Raw genomic sequence first — 17,204 nt, forward strand, 5'->3', positions numbered from 1 at the left:
AGGAAGTAACAATTTACTCATAATTTGAGACACTTCGGCGGGGCGCCATTTCGACCGCCCGCCCCACTCAATTCATGGGGCTGCGCGCCCTATGCTTGTGAATTGCTTTGAGAAGAGCCTGGATTATCCCGGAATTGTCATGGGAGCCATGCAATTACCACATTTCACTTTAACTAAAATTCTTGGTAACGAGGCGCCGAAATAAGGATGAGCGTCGTATGCGCGCTCCCGCAATCATTCTTGGTGCATCGTCATAGTTTTCACAACCGGACGCGTTTCTTGCGCGGACAGGCCGGGAGCGGCGGCTGTATTTGTTCGCCGGGGTGAACTTCATGCCTCAGGTGATCTGAGGCGTTTTTTGTATTCTCTCGACCGGGCGCGGTGGCGCCTGGGGATGTGGTGATCGCAGATGAAGGAATCGAATGAACCGGCCTTGCTGCGCGAGGCTGAAGCGGCGGATATTTTTTCGGACGTCGATACGGCTGCCGTCCGCACCGAATACGAACTTCTGCATCTCATGCGGCGACTGATCGCCCGCTATGGTTTTGGCCATTTCATGATCGCGCGCATGCCGCTCGCCGAACAGCAGCGCTTCTCCGAGCGGCTGGTGCTCAGCAACTGGCCGTCGGAGCTCGTCCGCCAATACGACGCCTGCGAAAGCTTCCAGTCGAGCACATTGGTCGAGCGGCTGCGGTTTACGAAGCTGCCGGTAACCGGCGGACCCGAGCTCCTCGATATCGCCGCAAAGCCGGTGGACGAGGCCATGGTGCACCGGCTGCTCGCTCACCCGGAGATGGCCCGCCATTTCGCCGTGCTCCTTCACACGAGCAATGGTGATCCCTTCATCGCCATGCTGTCCGGCCGCCGCGAGGCACCGGTCGGCGTCGAATGCGCGACACTCTATCTGACGCTGGTCCAGCTTTTCGAATGCCTCGAGCGTACCTTCGACACCGGCAATTCGGCGCGCGAGAAGCTCTCGAGCCGCGAGGTGGAATGCCTGCGCTGGGCGGCTGCGGGCAAAAGCAGCGACGAGATCGCCATCATCTTGGGCATCTCGACCTACACCGTCAGCAGCTACTTCAAGAGCGCGACCCGCAAGCTCGACGCCGTCAACCGCATGCAGGCGATCGCCCGCGCCATGCGGCTGAAGCTGATCTGAGCTGGCATGACGCGTCCCAATGGACGCGCGGCGCTGTCGGGTATGGCGGCCGGCCTTGCCGCCGGACGGACAAGTTTCTATATGTCGCGGAAATGAAAGTGCTGCGGCGACCTTTGCGCGTCTCATTGGACGCGCGGCGCCTACCGCATGTTTCCTTTAATCGTAGCCGATTAAAGGACAAAAACATGCAGCAACAAAGTGCTACAGCGACCCTTGNACGCGCAAGGGTCGCTGTAGAAGCCGAGCATACCGTGAGCCGAGAGTTCCTCGGCCAAGCATCGCATGAAGCGTGAAACAGGGCCGGCGCATGGATTGCCGCCCGAAGGCCGGATTGGATCCCGTGAACAGTCTCGATTTTGACCGCAAGCCCGAAGATACGCGTGTCGTCGTCGCCATGTCCGGCGGCGTCGACAGTTCCGTCGTTGCTGGCCTGCTCAAACGCGAGGGCTACGACGTTCTCGGCATCACGCTGCAGCTTTACGATCACGGCGCTGCCGTGCACCGCGCCGGCTCTTGCTGCGCCGGCCAGGACATCGACGATGCCCGCCGCGTCTGCGAAACCCTCGGCATTCCGCACTATGTGCTCGACTACGAAGCGCGCTTCCGTGAAACGGTGATCAATCCGTTTGCCGAAAGCTATATCGCCGGCGAGACGCCGATCCCCTGCGTTGCCTGCAACCAGACGGTCAAGTTCGCCGACCTGCTTGCGACCGCCAAGGAGCTCGGCGCCGATGCGCTGGCGACCGGCCACTATATCCGCTCGCGCCCGAGCCCAAGCCCGCGCTATGCCGGCCAGCGGGCGCTTTACCGGCCGACCGATGCCGAGCGCGACCAGAGCTACTTCCTGTTTGCCACGACCCAGGAACAGATCGACTATCTGCGCTTTCCGCTCGGCGGCTATTCCAAGGCCGAAACGCGCAAGTTCGCCGAGGAGATGGGCCTCGTCGTCGCCCAGAAGGCCGACAGCCAGGACATCTGTTTCGTGCCGCAGGGCAAATACAGCGACATCGTCTCCAAGCTGAAGCCGAATGCAGCCCTTTCCGGCGAGATCGTTCATCTCGACGGCCGCGTGCTCGGCACGCACGAAGGTATCCTGCACTTCACCATCGGCCAGCGCCGCGGCATCGGCATCGCCACCGGCGAGCCGCTTTACGTGGTCTATCTCGACGCGCGCTCGCGCCGCGTCATCGTCGGCCCCAAGGAGGCGCTCGAAACCCGCCGCGTCTATCTGCGCGACGTCAACTGGCTGGGCGACGAGGACGTCGAAGTGGCGGCTGCGCGCGGCTTTGACTGTTTCGCCAAGGTGCGCTCCACCCGCCAGCCGGCGCCTGCCGTGCTGGCGATGGACGAGGAGGGCATCTATGTGGAGCTCGCCGAAGGCGAAGCCGGCATCGCGCCCGGCCAGGCCTGCGCGCTCTATTCCGGCGTCGGCGAGGATGCACGCGTCTATGGCGGCGGTTTCATTCGCAAATCGGAGCGCGAAGCGAGTGCCGAAGCGGCGTTGAAGGTGCTTCTTTCGGCGCCTGCGGCCGCCTGAAGCCCTTGATTTCCGGGCTGTTGTGAAAACTTCACATTTTCCCGGAGACTTGGCTTGACACTGCCCGGAAGCGGGCCGTATAAGCCGCCCGTCCAGTCAAGACGGCTTCTCCTTCGAAGCCCTGACGCGGTACCCGGCGGAGTAGCTCAGTAGGTTAGAGCAGAGGAATCATAATCCTTGTGTCGGGGGTTCGAATCCCTCCTCCGCTACCACCGAATTCCCTAATAAAAGCAGCGGCTTAAGTGAACTAAAGGCTCCGGGCTTCCGGGGCCTTTGTCGCAACTATGTCGCAACAAATACCTTTGTTTTTCAACGAGTCCCTTTTAGTGCTGGTGGGTCCATGCGACATAGACTGCGACATTAGAATGGCTGTAGCTCGCCGCGAATTCCAGGCGGCCTGTCAAAAATCGCGCTATAGGGCGATGATCTTGAGTTCGTACGGCCAATCGACAGCCAGCCCGTGATCGTAGAGTATCATAGCGTCTATCAGATATGAGTATGCCTGAGTTGCCGTGATGCTAAGCTCGTCTACCATCGCGCAAACGCAGACAAGCAGTTCGCTCTCGATCTCGACCTCCTGACCGCCCCGCGCTCGCATCGTGATGCGAAACCGTTGGTCACTATCCCAGCCCGGCACCTTTTCTCTCCCACCTCAAAAGCTTTTCGAAGGCCCGTCAAATTGAAGCGCTTGACTCTTCGATGCGTCGCCCCCAAATCCTGCTCATCCGAAGCGGGCAGACAATCTTAGAACCTTAGACCGAATGCGGCCGGTCTCCAACGAGGACCATTCCGCATGGAATACTTGGGTCGCAAATTCATCCCGACGTCGCCGCAGGGCGCACACAACACCACGCTCAACATCATTCCCCACGACGTTACCTTCCTGGTGCAATGCCGGGTCTGCGGTGTCACACGTGAGGTGGATCGCAAGGCCCTAGGAGCCAAAACAAACGGCGCCGGCGAACTCGCTGACATTGAACAGCGTCTGAGCTGCAGTAGCTGCGGTACCAAAGACGCCAGGCTCATGTATGGCTACTTCGCCGCGTCGGTGAGCTGGTAAACCTCGATCGCGTCCGTCCTCTCTTCGATGTTTTTGAACGACGGATGACGTAGTCGGTTGTCCGTCGTCCAGGTGCGGTACTCGACCGTGGCAACGTACTTTGGCTTGGTGAAGACGACCTTTTTTTCTTCCGGAGGAACGACGGGCGCGGACGCAGTAGTGATCATGCCGAGCAGCTCGGGCAACAGCCGCGTGTCGCTTTGCGTAAAGCCGGTGCCAACCGATCCGACGTACACGAGTTCGCTGCCCTTCATTGCGGCAAGGTGCAGACTGCCGAGGTGCGACGGCAGCGCGCTCGATCGCTCGAAGCCTACGATCAGAAAATTGGCCCGACGAGGGCATATGACCTTGATCCAGTCGCCTGTCTCGCCGGATCGATAGGGCGCGTCCAGCTTCTTGCTGACGATGCCTTCGAGCTGCTGTTCGCACGCAGCCGCGAAGAGCGTGGGACCATCGGCGCTGAGCCATTCCTCCAGGATGATTGTGCCCGTGTTGCCCGCCAAGAGACCCACGAGCAGCGGCCGGCGATCGGAGAGGGGTAGCGGTCGCAGATCGCGCCCATCGAGATATAGGAGGTCGAAGGCGATCATGTGGGCCAGCTGCGCGTATCGAGCCTGCTGAAGCAGCCGGAAAACCGGCCGGCCGTTCTTGTCTAGATAAACCGCCTCACCGTCGATTATCAGAGTGTGAGGGCGCAGCGCCTCTGCTGCCTCGGCGATCGCGACGAAGCGCTTTGTGATGTCGCGCCCCTCCTTTGAGAGGATCCTGACACCATCCGTCTCGACATGAACATGGACCCGCCAGCCGTCCCATTTGATTTCATGGACCCATCCCGGTCCCTTCGGTGGCGCGGAGAGCTGCTTTGGCAGGCATGGTCTTGCGCGGAGCGGCATAGGATCGGCGGTAGTTTTCGGCTGCTTGGCCATTGCCCATTAACGACCGCTTTCCCGGAAGTGACCACATACCATTTCGGGTTAGCTTGATGGTGGAAATGTGGCTAGGCGAGACGACGAGTGATGCGAAGTGGGGAGGCGGTTATCACTTCTTCGCACACCCAACCTGGATGATCCTTGAACGTGTATCGAAACTGCCCTTCCCAATAACGAACCGCGTTGGTCTCGTGGGTTTGTTCCGGAAACAAAATGTCGATGAGGTTGTAGTCTGCCGTATGTCGCGACGCGTCTTCGTCAACCAATTCGACTTCATATAACAGGGCTGGAAACTTCGATTTTGAAGCCTTCTCGACGAAAAACCGAAGGGCCTCCTCACTGAGGCAACAAAACGCAGATCCGAGGCGCGATGGCAGATTGGGGAAGCGCTCAACCCTAACACGTTCGAAAATTTGCTCCATCTCCCATTTGGGGTGTTCTGGGCCAATTGCCGTAACTATCCGCCCCCAGTTTCCAGGGAGAATAATGCTGCCTTCGCCGAGTGGGAGCGGTGCAGAATGAAAGAGAGGCATGTCGAATCACCGTTCGGCTGGTCGTTGCCGACGAATAGTGACTATCGTTCTCGCCGCCGGCAACGACAGAACTCACGTGCGCAGGTCGCTAATAGTCAGTTCACGCCGCACCACGACTGCTTGAAGCCAAACCAACGGTGCGCAAGCCCCTCGTCGACGAGCTGTGCGCCGAGCGATCGGCCGCCGCGATAGACCTCGCGCAGCTTCCGACCGTATTTGTCCTCATCGCGCAGACCGGCCTTGAGACCGAAGGCGCCGCCGTTCAACAGGCTCTGAAGGCGATCTTTGGCCCTTTCTCCGAGCTCGCGCTCCCATGCACATTTGGGCTCGCTGATCTCCGGCGTGTCGATGTCCGAGATCCGGTACTTGATGCCGTCGAGCCAAAAGGTGTCGCCATCCACGACGCACGTTGTCCGCGCGCCCGATGCGCATATGGGGAAGGATGCGGATAAGGTGTCTTGCGGCGGCATGGTTGCCCAACCGTAGGCTCCACCCACCACGATGCCAGCGAGAGGCAAGACAAACACCCAAGGGGACAAACCCCTTCTAGGTGCCGCCGGGCCTTTGATCGGATTGAATTTGGTGTATCTCCCCACGGCCTTCCGCGATGCTCGTGGCTTGCCTGTCCCTTTTGAAGGCAGGTCACGTCCAAACACGGAATTAACGGCGAGAGCAGCGCAAAGCAGCACGCCGGCTATTACCAGCCCAAAGGGCGAGTAACTTCTTCCGCCGGCGCCTCCACCTCCCCATCGCCTACGGCGCCCGCGCGCCTCGGCGTCATTTGGAAGTAGAAGCAGAAGTGGGCTTAGCACCAAAGCACGACGGCTTAACTGGGATGACATGCGCATATCTGGTCCCCTCAAAACCAAAACTGCAGATCCCCGCTTCGTATGGAAGCACAGAGGAGACGGGAAGTCGAGTGACGGCATAACTGCGCGCTTGAGCTGCCAAACTCGGCGGAGTTCCCCGAGTATTGGGACATGCCGACGACACTGTTTCGAGGGTGATCCCTAAAGGGCGCGGTGCGCAGCGGCGATCAGCGCGGAGGGGGCGGTGAGTATTTCGACCAACCAAACCGGCATTGTAAGGCAAAGATGATCGCCTTCAACGCCGTGCCGCCCGTGCCGTTAGCGATTGTCAGCAGGTTAGTTACGAGCTTGGCCTCGACCCTGGCCGTGCCCCGGTTCAGTTCGCATCGATAGTGTCGCCTCAAGGTCGGTTCCGTCACCCCGATCACCGCTGCGATCTCTGCTTGTGGCAAAGCCACACCTGCCATCACCTCGACGAAGCGTCGCGTTATTGCATCCGGCTCATGGGCCGGCCTTCCTCGTTGTCGTGCTGCATTTTCCATGACGGTCGAAAAATAATCGCGTTTCGGCAAGAAACCCAGCGTTGATTGCCTCTCTCAGCCGGTATGCCGCTCCGGCTACTTAGGCGAGGATTTGCAGAAGCAGCATAGGCGAGCTTGCAAGAACCGCACCGGCGGCAAATCCAACGAAGCCCAGCATGATTGCACCCACCCAGCCATGATGCATCCATCCGTACATCGCGCCGACGGTCGTTCCCGTGATCAGTAGGGCGACCACCCAAACCCATTTAAGCAACTTCCACATATCTGAACCTTTAGGCCCATCTCACCCCTATTCTGCGGCGCCAGAAAAATTCTCCGAATGAGGCCCGCGCGGGCTCCCACACCGCGCGGCATCGGTAGTTTAAACCGCCCCCCGGCTCCGGCGAAGGCTGGGCTTCTGCTTCGCGCCAAACGCCGTCATCCAATACTTTCGCTCATGGACGATCCTGATCTAGAGCCGTCAACTGGACAACTTGTGCTGTTGCTGCGCACTGTGGCTACATGAGTACTCCACTGATTCTGGTCACAGACGACGGCACGCAGCTCAATGCTAAGCTAGAGATGCACGAGCTCGGCATAATCCTTCACAGTCGCAGTGGTACGAACCGAAATCGTGATTATCGGCAAGCACTTGAATTGCTATTGGCCCGTTTAGACAGCGCTCAAATCGCCTACAAAATCCATCTTGATAGCCGGCCTGTTCAGGGAACTGATCTCGCTAAGCGCCAACTCTCCTTCAATCGACTCGCATCAGTCGCAACTCGGTTTGATGAACTGGTGCGTGCAATGAATGCAGGCAGTGCCAGCCACGGTGCTTGGCGAAGGCTGCTGATCACGAGGCCCAGCACAAGCCACGCGAAGTTGCGGGCTGCTATTCGCGCGGTTGAGGCCACAGGTGAGGTTGTCCGGTTGCCGGCCAGTGAATTGCGGAAAGTAACAGCGTCGCACATCGACCGCGCCGTCCAGAAGCTTCTTGCAGGCGGCGACGCTCCCAATTTTGCTCCGTCCCGCGACTATGATGCCTTGACCGACGACGGGATTCCCCTCGCGCCTAAAAAGGTGTTCGGTCTGGCCCTGGAGGAGGCGCTTGGAATAGAGGCCCATCCCGGCCACTTTAGCGCTGGCTGGGGACAGATCTGTTTCGAACTGCTCGAACAGGCGGGTCTTTGGATCGTACCGAAAAATGGTGCTGCCGTCCGCCCAAAGCCTAATCCATCGGAGGTCGAGTCAGAGCTGATCGGCTTCACACCGACCGAAGAGGAACGAAGTTGGATTGAGGGCAATCCGAAGATCGTCTCTCATCTGAAACGTGAGCGGCAACTTGGTCTGGCAAAGCAGAAGCGAGACGAATTTATTGCAGAGCACGGGCACCTTTTTTGTGAAGAATGTAAGCTCGATCCCGCCGAGCGCTATGGCGAGGAAGCCGGGTCCGCCTGCATTGAAGTTCATCACCATCGAACTCACGTTGCAAAGATGCGGCCCGGCCACAAATCGACAACGAGCGATCTGAAATGTCTGTGTGCCAATTGCCACCGTGTTTTGCATCGCAAGCTTGCCCTCGGGCTCGCGGTCCCTTTCTAATGTGACCAGCCAGCCACCCGCCCTGCAGAAGCGCGGGCCGATTCCTTTTGAGGACCGGCCCGCCTTGCGGGATACTTGATCGCAATTGCCATCCACGAGGCGTTGCTCACATCGGAGCGGCGTGTTGGCGGCCACTCGCCGCCATGCCTATGTATATCTCGCAGAGCAACGCGCCATACACTGGTTCGTGTTGATTACACTATGGGTGTCTCGGTGTTCTGTGCTCATCATTGTCGTCTCGTGGAGGACCAGCTGTCTAGCATCCCACCAACGGCCGCCGCTTTTGGGGTACGCGGCCGAGGTCGGCCGCCATGCTCACGCGGCGTTTTCAAAAGAGGTAGCACTCGGCGGTCTGGTGTAGGCTCCGCCTTTCACCAATAATGCCCAAGCAATTCGACTTGTCTTGTTTGCCAAGGCGACAGCCGCAACTTTGAAGGGACGTCGTTTCTTGAGCCTGGAAAGCCACGGGTTGGTCTTGTCGTCGTCTTTGGCGTTACGTAGGATCATCATCGCGCCACAGACAAGTAGGCTTCGAAGTTGGGTATTCCCCATCTTCGAAATACGACCCAAGATATGCCTGTCTCCGCTTGAGTGGCTTTTGGGGGTTAGGCCGAGCCATGTGGCGAAATGGCGAGCCGACTTAAACCCGTCCGGGTCAGGCACAAGAGATTTGATGGCCACCGCAGAGATCGGCCCAATTCCTGGAATCGTCATAAGGCGTTGGGTTGTGTCGTCATGTTTCGCTTGCGCGAGGATTTCACTATTCAACTCGCCGATGCGTCGGTCGAGAAACTCGATCTGCTTAACGATCTGCTGAAGTCCAAAGCCAGCAGAAGCTGGCAATCCATTTTCGCTTTCGTTCCCGACGAGCCTAGTAAGTGATCTGGCGTTTGCGTGCCCTCTGCCTGTCACAATCCCCAACTCTGCCAGGTGTGACCGCAGCGCATTAATCGCCTGGGTCCTTTGGCGCACGAACAATGAGCGTGTTCGGAAAATCATTGCCGCTGCCTGCTGATCAATCGATTTGACAGGCACAAACCGCATGGTCTTCCGCGCCAGAGCCTCGTTGATTGCTTCGGCGTCACCCACGTCGGTCTTTCCGCGCTTTACGAACGGCTTCACGTACCGCGCATGGATCAGGCGAACCTCATGGCCGAGTTCGGCAATACAGCGTGCCCAATGGTGTGCGGTTCCGCAGGCCTCGAGGGCAACGACGCATTTCGGCAAACTCTTGAAGAAGCTCAAAACTTCTGCCCGACGGAGCTTGCGGTTGAACAACGGCGTGCCATCTGCGGCAGCGCCGTGCACCTGAAAGACGTCTTTGGCGATGTCTAGTCCAATAGTTGCGACATTTTCCATGGCGGATCCTCCTCCAAGAATTCGCAGAGAGACACCATTGTAGCAGCAAGGCGTGACTGTACGAGGAAAGCATGCCGCCCTCCGCAAAGGGTTCTCCCGCGAGTCGTGAAACCGAAGCCGGGTGCGGGGTTTACCGCAGCCGGACGGCACGATCTTCAACACTCTCCATGTCGTAGATAAAACCCTGCCAACCTGCGCGTCGAGCTGTCTCCGAGAGAGGCTTGCGAGGCTTGAACATCTCAGGTTTCTGCAAATCCGCAGCAAGATAGAAGATTGAGTAATCGGCGGTCGGGGCCACTACAACGACAAAGAGAGGGAAATAGATGGCCGCCTGCATACGCTCCAGTTGGGGACCCCATGCCGCTCCTAAGATCGATTTTGGCAGGCGGTCCAACCGTTTCGCACTACAAGCCTTAACCTGGGCCAGATAGCCGCAAAAATCACAAATGATGTCGGCGCATTTGAAGTTGGGCGGAAGGCGAACTAGGGTCTTCTTCCTCTTGCATCTGGGACAATGGCAGTCTTGGACAACCCGGTCCTCCCCAAATGTTCCAAGCGCCTGTCGGACAGTGGCCATATCTTGCGTTCCCTACGAAGTAATAAGCGAGCAGGTCCGTCGCAGCGTGGAGCCGGTGTCTTCATCCGCTGGAGGCGCGCCGCTGTTCGGCCCTTCCTCCCTGAGTCCCCTCTTTCGCATGCATGCCAGGGTCTACATAGCCCACTCCCTTTAAGGCGAGCTTAAATTCCACTTGAGGTGGCACTTTGCCTTCGTGTCGCTTGCCGGATTGGCTTGTTTGCGCAAAAAGCAGAGTCTGCACTCATGAGGTACAAGAGGAAGATGGCAGGGATTCGAAATCATTCGGTTAGGGGCGACCGGGCGCTCAACTCTGGTGATGAGGATAAGCTTGGATTTCGCGACGTCGCTAAGCGGATCGCGACGTCGCTCGTGGACCGGGCATCCGAAGATGGTTTGGTTATTGGGGTTGAGGGCGCTTGGGGTTCAGGAAAGTCAAGCCTGTTATTCCTGATTGGAGATGAGCTTGGAAAGCTCCCGAAAGACCAAGAGTCAACTGTCATCAACTTCCGGCCTTGGCTGATCGGCAACCGAGACGCACTCATTACCAGCCTTTTCGGAGAGCTCTCTACGCAGCTCGATCAAGTCGCTCTTAGCGCAGGTGATGCAACTCGCATATCCGTTGCCAAGGCCAAAGAGGCCGGGGAAGCCCTGCGAAACTTCATGAGCGGTTTGAGTAAGGCGGGGTCTGCTATTGAGGTTGCCGGCGACGCCTCTGGATTTGGGCCAGTCAAATGGTTCGGTAAGGGTCTCAAGGCGTTTGGGGAAATGGCAGGCAAACGGTCGGCTTCACCTCAACTCTCAAGACTAAAGGACAAACTGGCTAAATCGCTCCGTGAACTCGGCCATCGGTTTATTATTACCATAGATGACGTGGATCGGCTTGAGCCCAGCGAGGTCATTGAGATCTTACGCCTCGTGCGTTCCGTCGTTGACCTTCCCAACGTGATCTATTTGCTCTGCTACGACAGTGATATCCTGACGCACAGCATTGAGAAAGCGGCTGACGTAAAGAACGGCAAGTCGTATTTAGAAAAGATTGTTCAGCTCACTGTGATGGTTCCCAAGCCGGAGCCGCTGCAGTTACGCCAATGGTTTACCGACGAATTGCACTTGATAGCTTCGGCAAAGGATGAAGACGAGCTTTCAAGGCTTAAGGTCGTTATCGATTATGAAGGTGGTCGACAACTGCGGACGCCAAGGTCGGTTGTGCGTGCACTGGATGGGGTTCGGTTCTTCTGGCCACCTCTACGAGAGGAGAAGGCCGATCTCGCCGACCTAGTATGGCTTCAACTCATTAAGGACGGAAATCCGGCACTCTACCGCTGGATTGAGGAATACTGCGCCACCGCTGCCATGGTTTCCTTAGGTGCGGCCCGCATCGATAAAGCTGAAAAGGCGCGGCAACACGCCGCGCTACTTGCAACTGTATCGGACGGCCACTTCAATGAATTGATGTATCGACACTATTTTGCGGAACAGCTCCCAGGTGTCGAGCCGGACTATTCTGAAGATGGGAACGGGTTCAAAATATTCGGGCCTGTTAGTGACCGCGAGCGTGACGAAGCCATTCGCAATGTACGTCTCGCCAGTCTCGATCATCATAGGCTTTATTTCGCGCTGGTGGGGCCGTCGCATGCACTTACCCATGCCAATTTTACATCAATGTGGGCTGCCGCTGAGGCCGGCGCTGACGAGGCGGGGGCGGCGCTGCTGCGTCTTCAAGGCGAACATGCTACTGGGACTCTCACCAAAGCCGACCTCTTGCTAGAGCGCACTGCGAGCGGTGCCTACGACTTTTTGACCCCTAAGCAATGTGAGAATCTGCTCGTCGCGCTCTCGGACGTGATGGATGAAGCATACCGACGCCACCCATTTGATCAGTCTTGGGTCAGCTCATTGTGGGACCGAGCGGAACGGTTAATACCTTTACTCCTCCCCCGGCTTGAGGCCGCGCGCGGTTTGGTCGTGGTCAGGGAAATGTTTCGTGATGGTGCGGCCATTGGTTGGTTGACTTCACTGTTCCGGAAGGAGACGTTTGCACATGGCCGCTATGGCAATAAGCTGCGTCCGGAAGGCGAGTGGCTATTCACGAACGCGCAATTGGACCATATCACCGAACTAATGCTGCGTCGGTATCAGGCGATGTCCGCAGGTGACGTGTTTAGTTGCCCTAAACCGATCAGCCTGCTTTTTGCTTGGCAGCAAGGAGGAGATGATAAAGGGCCACGTGAGCTTGTTGAAAGAAACGTCGTTGCAGATGAAGGCCTCGTCGAGACGCTTGAGCACCTGACTAGCACTATAAACAGCAGCGATCGAGGCAAATTCGCTGTTCTGCAGAAAGATAACCTTACCCCTTTTGTCGACTACGAGAGGGTTAGGGAAAGGATCAATGCTCTAAAGGAGCACAGCGTTCTTGGCGCGCGCGCTAGGCGTCTTTCCATCGCATTCGATCAGGGGACTGAGTACTAGATGTCCCACTTGGTTCAACCTTTTTGTTAGCGGAGACAAATCCAGAGGTCGGCAAGCGGCCGGAACCCGGTATCCGTCTCGGCACCAGCGGCAATGAGAATGCTACGGCCTAAGCTCTTGGGCTTCCACTGTAGGAGGCGCGCGGTGCTGTTATTGAAGTCTCGTGGTCGGCGCATCGGGCTCATCGAAGTAGCGCACAAGCGCAGACACGAGTATCTCTTGCTCTTTCGGGGTAGGTGCCCGGCCGAAGGTGCGGACGAAGGCATCAACGACATTTTTTACCGTGAGCTTCACATCTTCGAAGCTGTACGTGTTCATCGCGGTCTCCCCGTTGCGCGAGTGGCCTTGGACGCCAATTGCCATGCATCGAGCAACTTGCCCGGCTGCTCACCCTCGGCTACGTCTCGAAGGGCTACCCACATGCTGCCACTGCTCGTGACGACCGTCCCTTTCCGGTAGGGCAAGGCCCGCTGCCAGGTGCCGGCATAGCGGACACCGCCAGCTTCGAGTTGTTCAACGCGGGCAGACAAAGCCCTCAGCTTCGCCGCTGTACTGGCGGTCGTGGCCGCGATGAGCGAGTGAACACAGCGAGTGCTTAACGGTCGTCGAAGCTCCTCTTTGGTAAAACTCGCGTTGAGTCCCATTTCGATCTCTGCGGCACGCGCGGCGACAAAGGCGAGTTCCTTTTCCTCGTCCATATCTGTCATCGCACTGCGCTCCCGAGAAAGACCTCGACCTCGACGCCCGACATGGTGCCGCTACGTTGATCCAGGACGAGCGCCAGCTTTTCAATAGCCTCGCGATGGGCGGAAACGAAGTGCGTGGCGAGCGCAGAAAGCGCCCGACGCATGTCATCGGGATCGTCGGCCCACGAGCCCAAGAAAACCGAATGCTCCAGCAGCTGTTGATCGAATTTCGACAGCCCGGTTGCAGGCGCCGCGGCTTGGCCAGCTAAAGCAGTGATCGCATATGCCATCGCGACCGCGCCATGGTGGTGCCCGCGCTCAAGGTAGTCGCCGGGGGACTCGAGGGCGACCTCGCGCCGGGCAACACAAACATGGCGTACAGCGATCCCATGCTTGAAGGCGGCGACGCAATGGGCGGCCTCATGAAGGGCAACTTCGCTTACTGTGGATACGGTCATCTGCTAACTGTAGCAGATCGCTTCCAAGCGAGGCGTTATGCGTCACTGTCCAGCCCGCCGCAGAGCACATGGATCATCTCATTCAGTCCACGCTCGAGTGCTTTCTCATCCCCGTCCTGCGGATCGACAAAATTCAGCCCTTCCAGCACGACGGAAAGTGCGACCTCGTCGACAACAAGCCGGACTACACGGAGGCCGGATTTGCGGCGTTGCCGGTAGCGGCGCTGGCGCTCTTTGGAGGAGGCACTCATCGTTCCCGTTCCCGGCTATTGAAGTTCCTTCGCTCTAGACAGCCCGAGTTGCAGCTCGTGAGGAATGCCTCGTCCGTCTCCTGGATCATCTTGTCGGGAAGCCAGCGCTGGTGCCTGACTTCGGGATGCTGCTTTACCCAGTTCAACATGCAGGGCGCTAATCTTTTGTTTTCGCTCATTGCCGGGCCTCATTCCTCGTTGCTCCCTGTTCCCCCGGCGGCAGACCGGGAGATGCCAGTGGGCCGCGACCGCCTGGTTTGCTGCCTCGCATCGCCGGTATCAGGCTCTGCGGAGTCGGCGCGCAGAAGCCAAGCGGTTCAGGATCGGATGGATCGCCCGGCCATGTTTCGGGCAGACTTGCGACCGTCCGCTCATAGTCGCGCGGAAACTCGTCGCGGAACTTTGCGATCAACTCGAATCGGTGATGGCGCGTCCGGTTCGGTGCGTCGGATCACGCCGCTGCGCGGTTCGCAATGCCAGCCGCCATATCTGGCGCAGGCGGCATAGAGGGCGGCGCTGAAAGCCGGTGTCGGTGCGATGTTCATGTCCTTTTCCTTTCTGTCGGACTTCAGGCTGACACTTGTGACAGGTCCTCACATGGCCGGCTCGGGCGCGGTCTTGCTGCCCGAAGCCGGGGCCAACGGCGGTCGTTTTGGTCTCCGCCGGCCTCTGTGATCGCCGTCACACGGTTCGCACCAGCGGTCCCGGACATATTGCAGATTGTAGGTCGTCGTCTTGCAGCGCGGACATGTCCAACTCTTTTGCTTGTTTCTCATCGCCTTTACCTCTCAGTTGGTGGGGTGTGTCATACCCCTCGTGAAACAGCGCAACTGCGCAACAGCGGGGTATCTATGGTTGTCTATCCAGACTTTTCCTCCAGTTCTTCAGTTGTAGGGAGCACCTCGACCTCCTCCGGCAACGGATCGCCGGGGATCAACCGCGCGGGTTGGCGCTCGCGCTTTTCCAGATTGTCGAGATAACCGAGATCGATTGCCTCACGCGCCCTTCTCGAGACGGTCGCCTTGTCGAGATGCAGAAGGTCCATGAGCGCGCGATAACCGATGGGGTTTTCATAGGAGCCGTTCAATTGCTTGACGGCTGAGATGATTTCCTTGACGTGCGGCTTGACCGTGGCGCCGACTCCTTGCGCGATGATATCGACGACCAGGACACGCACGGCCTCGTAATCGACGATCGTCGCGACGATCCGGCCGTGGTTGTCCTTGATGCGGGTGGCGGCATGCAAAAGTGCATGTGCTTTGATCAGCGACAGCAACGTCGAGAAGTCGCGCCTGAGCCGGACCGCAACCGGTGGCACGAGCCTGGCGAGCGCATCCGCATAAGGGACGATCACTTCGCAAGCACCACTGGCCAACCAGGTCTGCAATGCTTGCCAATGATCGAGACCGTTTTTGGCACGTGGTATCTGCCGGGCGATTTCCGCAAGCACCGCCGTTGTCTGCTCTCGGCTGTCGGTGACCGTGAGCGAAAGCATTCGTGTTTCATTTTCGGGATGCAGCGTGAATCGCGTCGTGGTGCAAAGCAGCCCCGTAGGTCCGGGTCGTTCGATCAGCTTCGGCTTGAGACCGTCCCGTGTCTTCTCCACCGTCTCATAGCGCAGGCATCCTTCCGAAAGCAGCGAGCGCATCAGATAGCTGCCGAACTGGCCCATACCACCAGCCTCGAACAGCACCAGATGCCGGTGTGCCAGCGGTTCGTCGCTATAGGCCAACGACCGTTCCGACATCGCCGAAAGCGCGTAATAGGCGCTCTGCGGGAAAAACTTCAGCGTCTGTTCGGCGACGTACGACTTGCCGCCAGAGCTCGGCCCCTTGATCACCAATGAGACCGGCTGCTCCAGGAGCCGCGATGTCAGAGCCAGATAAACGACCTTGGCCGTCGTCTCTTCTCCAGCCACGCCACGGTCGGCGAGTTCTTTGGCGAAATCGGCGAGGATGTTGCGGCTCTTCGCCAGCGGCTCGCAAAGGTTCCATGCTTCGGCGCGCTCTTCGGTGTTGAGTTCGGCCGCAACGGTCGTCCATGGCAACGCTCCGAGTGAGGCGACGCGCCAGCGTTCTTTGAAGCGCGCCGGATCATCGAGATAGAGCGCGGAAGCGTCCTTCGTCGGCAATTCGAGCAATTTGACGCGATCCCGGATCGCCGAGCGCGACAGCCATTCCCGGACCGCATCGCCGCCCTTGTCCGGTTCGATCACCACATAGATTTCGCCAATGCCCTCGAACAGCGGCGCATCCCGGCTTTCATTCCAACTGCTGGCACCCGGCAGGCCGAGCGCCGGAATGCCGTGATACCAGAGCGTATGACAATCGCTCTCGCCCTCGACGAGCACCACCGACTGCCGCTTGCGCGCCTCTTCGATGCGGCTCTGACCGTAGATGCATGGTTTGGAACCGGCTTTCCACCGAAAGCGGTCGCCATCCAGAGCGATACGGAAGCGTGAGGCCAGCAATTCCCCGCCGGGTCCGATATAGGGGATGCGAACCGCCGGTTGGCCCGCATAGGTCATGTCGCTCAGACTGATCTGGTTCAGGAATTCGACCGGCAGTTTCTTCGCCTCGGCATAGGCCGCGAGCGTCAGTCCCTGCTGTTGCACTGTTGCACTGTTTCTGGAGGGATTAATGGGGCGCCCCCCCTTCGTTCTCTTGCCTTCGGCAAAGAGATCTGCAACGTGGATGCCGATCGCTGCGGTTATGTCCGCCAGTTCGCATCCGGCATGGCATTTCAACAGCCATTGGCCGTCGTCACCCGTGGCGATGCTTAGGCTGTTCTGGCGATCCTCGTGACCGGGACAAAGAGCCGTCCACCCCTTGCCGTTCTTGCGAACATTGTTGAGTTTGGCGAGAAGATCGATCATCCGTCATCCCTCCCGTCCGCGCTCGCGACGGCGACGATCCTGGCGTTTAGGGGAAATCTCGGCCGGCCACAGCCGGCCGGCAGGCGAGCGAAGTCGAGTAGAACGGCGTCTACGGACTCGCCGCGCTCGACGGCCCGCAGCGCCTCCAAAACCGGGCGCGCGCCGCAATTCGCCAAATGCCTGGCAAGATCGAGTTCAGATTGGATTTCGAGATAGGCCGCAAGATGTTGCGGCCGGCGGCGGCTGCGGATCGCCGATATGTCTGGGGTGTGCTTCATCGGACAGTCTCCAATCAGGAAACCGCCGCCTTTGACGCCAGTCGATGCTCTGAGTTAGTCTTTGGATCTGATCTTCTAACTTATGATTGAGCCAACCGCGC

19 protein-coding genes and 1 tRNA gene are annotated in these 17,204 nt (G+C 58.6%); 6 read left to right on the forward strand and 14 right to left on the reverse strand.

Annotated elements, in window-relative coordinates; translation table 11 throughout:
* The first annotated feature begins 409 nt into the window (after positions 1–409).
* The 4 genes from ACTJKE_RS09365 (at position 410) to ACTJKE_RS09380 (ending at position 3,756) form a co-directional block, all read left to right on the forward strand.
* Positions 410–1,159, forward strand: coding sequence for a helix-turn-helix transcriptional regulator (locus ACTJKE_RS09365; RefSeq protein ID WP_057254719.1), 750 nt, complete (start codon positions 410–412; stop codon positions 1,157–1,159).
* A 307-nt stretch (positions 1,160–1,466) separates the two neighbouring features.
* The gene (gene mnmA, locus ACTJKE_RS09370) at positions 1,467–2,696 is read left to right on the forward strand and encodes a tRNA 2-thiouridine(34) synthase MnmA (protein WP_058321056.1); all 1,230 of its coding nucleotides are present in this window, start codon (positions 1,467–1,469) and stop codon (positions 2,694–2,696) included.
* Between the two features lie 135 nt (positions 2,697–2,831).
* Positions 2,832–2,908 (forward strand) — tRNA-Met (locus ACTJKE_RS09375).
* A 581-nt stretch (positions 2,909–3,489) separates the two neighbouring features.
* Entirely contained in the window at positions 3,490–3,756 is a 267-nt protein-coding gene (locus tag ACTJKE_RS09380; protein ID WP_440691760.1) for a hypothetical protein, read from the forward strand.
* Here ACTJKE_RS09380 and ligD read toward each other — a convergent pair.
* The 5 genes from ligD to ACTJKE_RS09405 form a co-directional block, all read right to left on the reverse strand.
* Positions 3,729–4,682 carry a non-homologous end-joining DNA ligase gene (gene ligD, locus ACTJKE_RS09385; RefSeq protein WP_440691762.1) on the reverse strand — a complete coding sequence of 318 codons (954 nt, stop codon included), beginning with the start codon at positions 4,680–4,682 and terminating at the stop codon, positions 3,729–3,731. The genes ACTJKE_RS09380 and ligD overlap by 28 nt on opposite strands.
* Positions 4,683–4,753: 71 nt before the next feature.
* Positions 4,754–5,218, reverse strand: a complete 465-nt coding sequence (locus tag ACTJKE_RS09390; protein ID WP_440691764.1) for a hypothetical protein — start codon at positions 5,216–5,218, stop codon at positions 4,754–4,756.
* 95 nt (positions 5,219–5,313) lie between these two features.
* Complete coding sequence (locus tag ACTJKE_RS09395; RefSeq protein ID WP_440691766.1) at positions 5,314–5,688, reverse strand: thermonuclease family protein; 375 nt, start codon at positions 5,686–5,688, stop codon at positions 5,314–5,316.
* Positions 5,689–6,254: 566 nt separating this feature from the next.
* Complete coding sequence (locus tag ACTJKE_RS09400) at positions 6,255–6,599, reverse strand: RNA polymerase subunit sigma-70 (protein ID WP_440691768.1); 345 nt, start codon at positions 6,597–6,599, stop codon at positions 6,255–6,257.
* A 49-nt stretch (positions 6,600–6,648) separates the two neighbouring features.
* A complete protein-coding gene (locus ACTJKE_RS09405) occupies positions 6,649–6,831 on the reverse strand; it encodes a hypothetical protein (RefSeq protein WP_440691770.1) in 183 nt (60 codons plus the stop codon).
* Positions 6,832–7,070: 239 nt separating this feature from the next.
* On the opposite strand from ACTJKE_RS09405, the gene ACTJKE_RS09410 reads away from it, so the two are divergent.
* Positions 7,071–8,150 (forward strand): HNH endonuclease, encoded by a 1,080-nt coding sequence (locus ACTJKE_RS09410; protein WP_440691772.1) that lies wholly within the window; start codon positions 7,071–7,073, stop codon positions 8,148–8,150.
* Between the two features lie 315 nt (positions 8,151–8,465).
* Here ACTJKE_RS09410 and ACTJKE_RS09415 read toward each other — a convergent pair whose 3' ends face one another.
* Together ACTJKE_RS09415 and ACTJKE_RS09420 are read right to left on the reverse strand one after the other, a co-directional pair.
* Entirely contained in the window at positions 8,466–9,509 is a 1,044-nt protein-coding gene (locus ACTJKE_RS09415) for an IS110 family transposase (RefSeq protein WP_440691774.1), read from the reverse strand.
* Positions 9,510–9,639: 130 nt separating this feature from the next.
* Entirely contained in the window at positions 9,640–10,086 is a 447-nt protein-coding gene (locus ACTJKE_RS09420; protein WP_440691776.1) for a DpnI domain-containing protein, read from the reverse strand.
* Between the two features lie 261 nt (positions 10,087–10,347).
* On the opposite strand from ACTJKE_RS09420, the gene ACTJKE_RS09425 reads away from it, so the two are divergent.
* Positions 10,348–12,555, forward strand: a complete 2,208-nt coding sequence (locus tag ACTJKE_RS09425) for a KAP family P-loop NTPase fold protein (RefSeq protein WP_440691778.1) — start codon at positions 10,348–10,350, stop codon at positions 12,553–12,555.
* Between the two features lie 150 nt (positions 12,556–12,705).
* On the opposite strand, the gene ACTJKE_RS09430 is transcribed toward ACTJKE_RS09425, so the two are convergent.
* The 7 genes from ACTJKE_RS09430 to ACTJKE_RS09460 form a co-directional block, all read right to left on the reverse strand.
* The gene (locus ACTJKE_RS09430; RefSeq protein ID WP_440691780.1) at positions 12,706–12,873 is read right to left on the reverse strand and encodes a hypothetical protein; all 168 of its coding nucleotides are present in this window, start codon (positions 12,871–12,873) and stop codon (positions 12,706–12,708) included.
* Positions 12,870–13,262, reverse strand: a complete 393-nt coding sequence (locus tag ACTJKE_RS09435; RefSeq protein WP_440691782.1) for a transposase — start codon at positions 13,260–13,262, stop codon at positions 12,870–12,872. Before ACTJKE_RS09435 ends, ACTJKE_RS09430 begins: the two co-directional genes overlap by 4 nt.
* A complete protein-coding gene (locus tag ACTJKE_RS09440; protein WP_440691784.1) occupies positions 13,259–13,699 on the reverse strand; it encodes a hypothetical protein in 441 nt (146 codons plus the stop codon). Before ACTJKE_RS09440 ends, ACTJKE_RS09435 begins: the two co-directional genes overlap by 4 nt.
* A gap of 35 nt (positions 13,700–13,734) precedes the next feature.
* On the reverse strand, positions 13,735–13,950 hold the full coding sequence (locus ACTJKE_RS09445; protein WP_440691786.1) for a hypothetical protein: 216 nt from the start codon (positions 13,948–13,950) through the stop codon (positions 13,735–13,737).
* A 371-nt stretch (positions 13,951–14,321) separates the two neighbouring features.
* Positions 14,322–14,495, reverse strand: coding sequence for a hypothetical protein (locus ACTJKE_RS09450; RefSeq protein WP_440691788.1), 174 nt, complete (start codon positions 14,493–14,495; stop codon positions 14,322–14,324).
* A gap of 314 nt (positions 14,496–14,809) precedes the next feature.
* Positions 14,810–16,825, reverse strand: a complete 2,016-nt coding sequence (locus tag ACTJKE_RS09455) for a hypothetical protein (protein WP_440691789.1) — start codon at positions 16,823–16,825, stop codon at positions 14,810–14,812.
* Entirely contained in the window at positions 16,822–17,103 is a 282-nt protein-coding gene (locus tag ACTJKE_RS09460; protein ID WP_440691791.1) for a hypothetical protein, read from the reverse strand. Before ACTJKE_RS09460 ends, ACTJKE_RS09455 begins: the two co-directional genes overlap by 4 nt.
* Between the last annotated feature and the right edge of the window lie 101 nt (positions 17,104–17,204).

Source organism: Ensifer sp. 22521 (assembly GCF_052044795.1).
In the GTDB taxonomy this organism is placed as follows: Bacteria; Pseudomonadota; Alphaproteobacteria; order Rhizobiales; family Rhizobiaceae; genus Ensifer.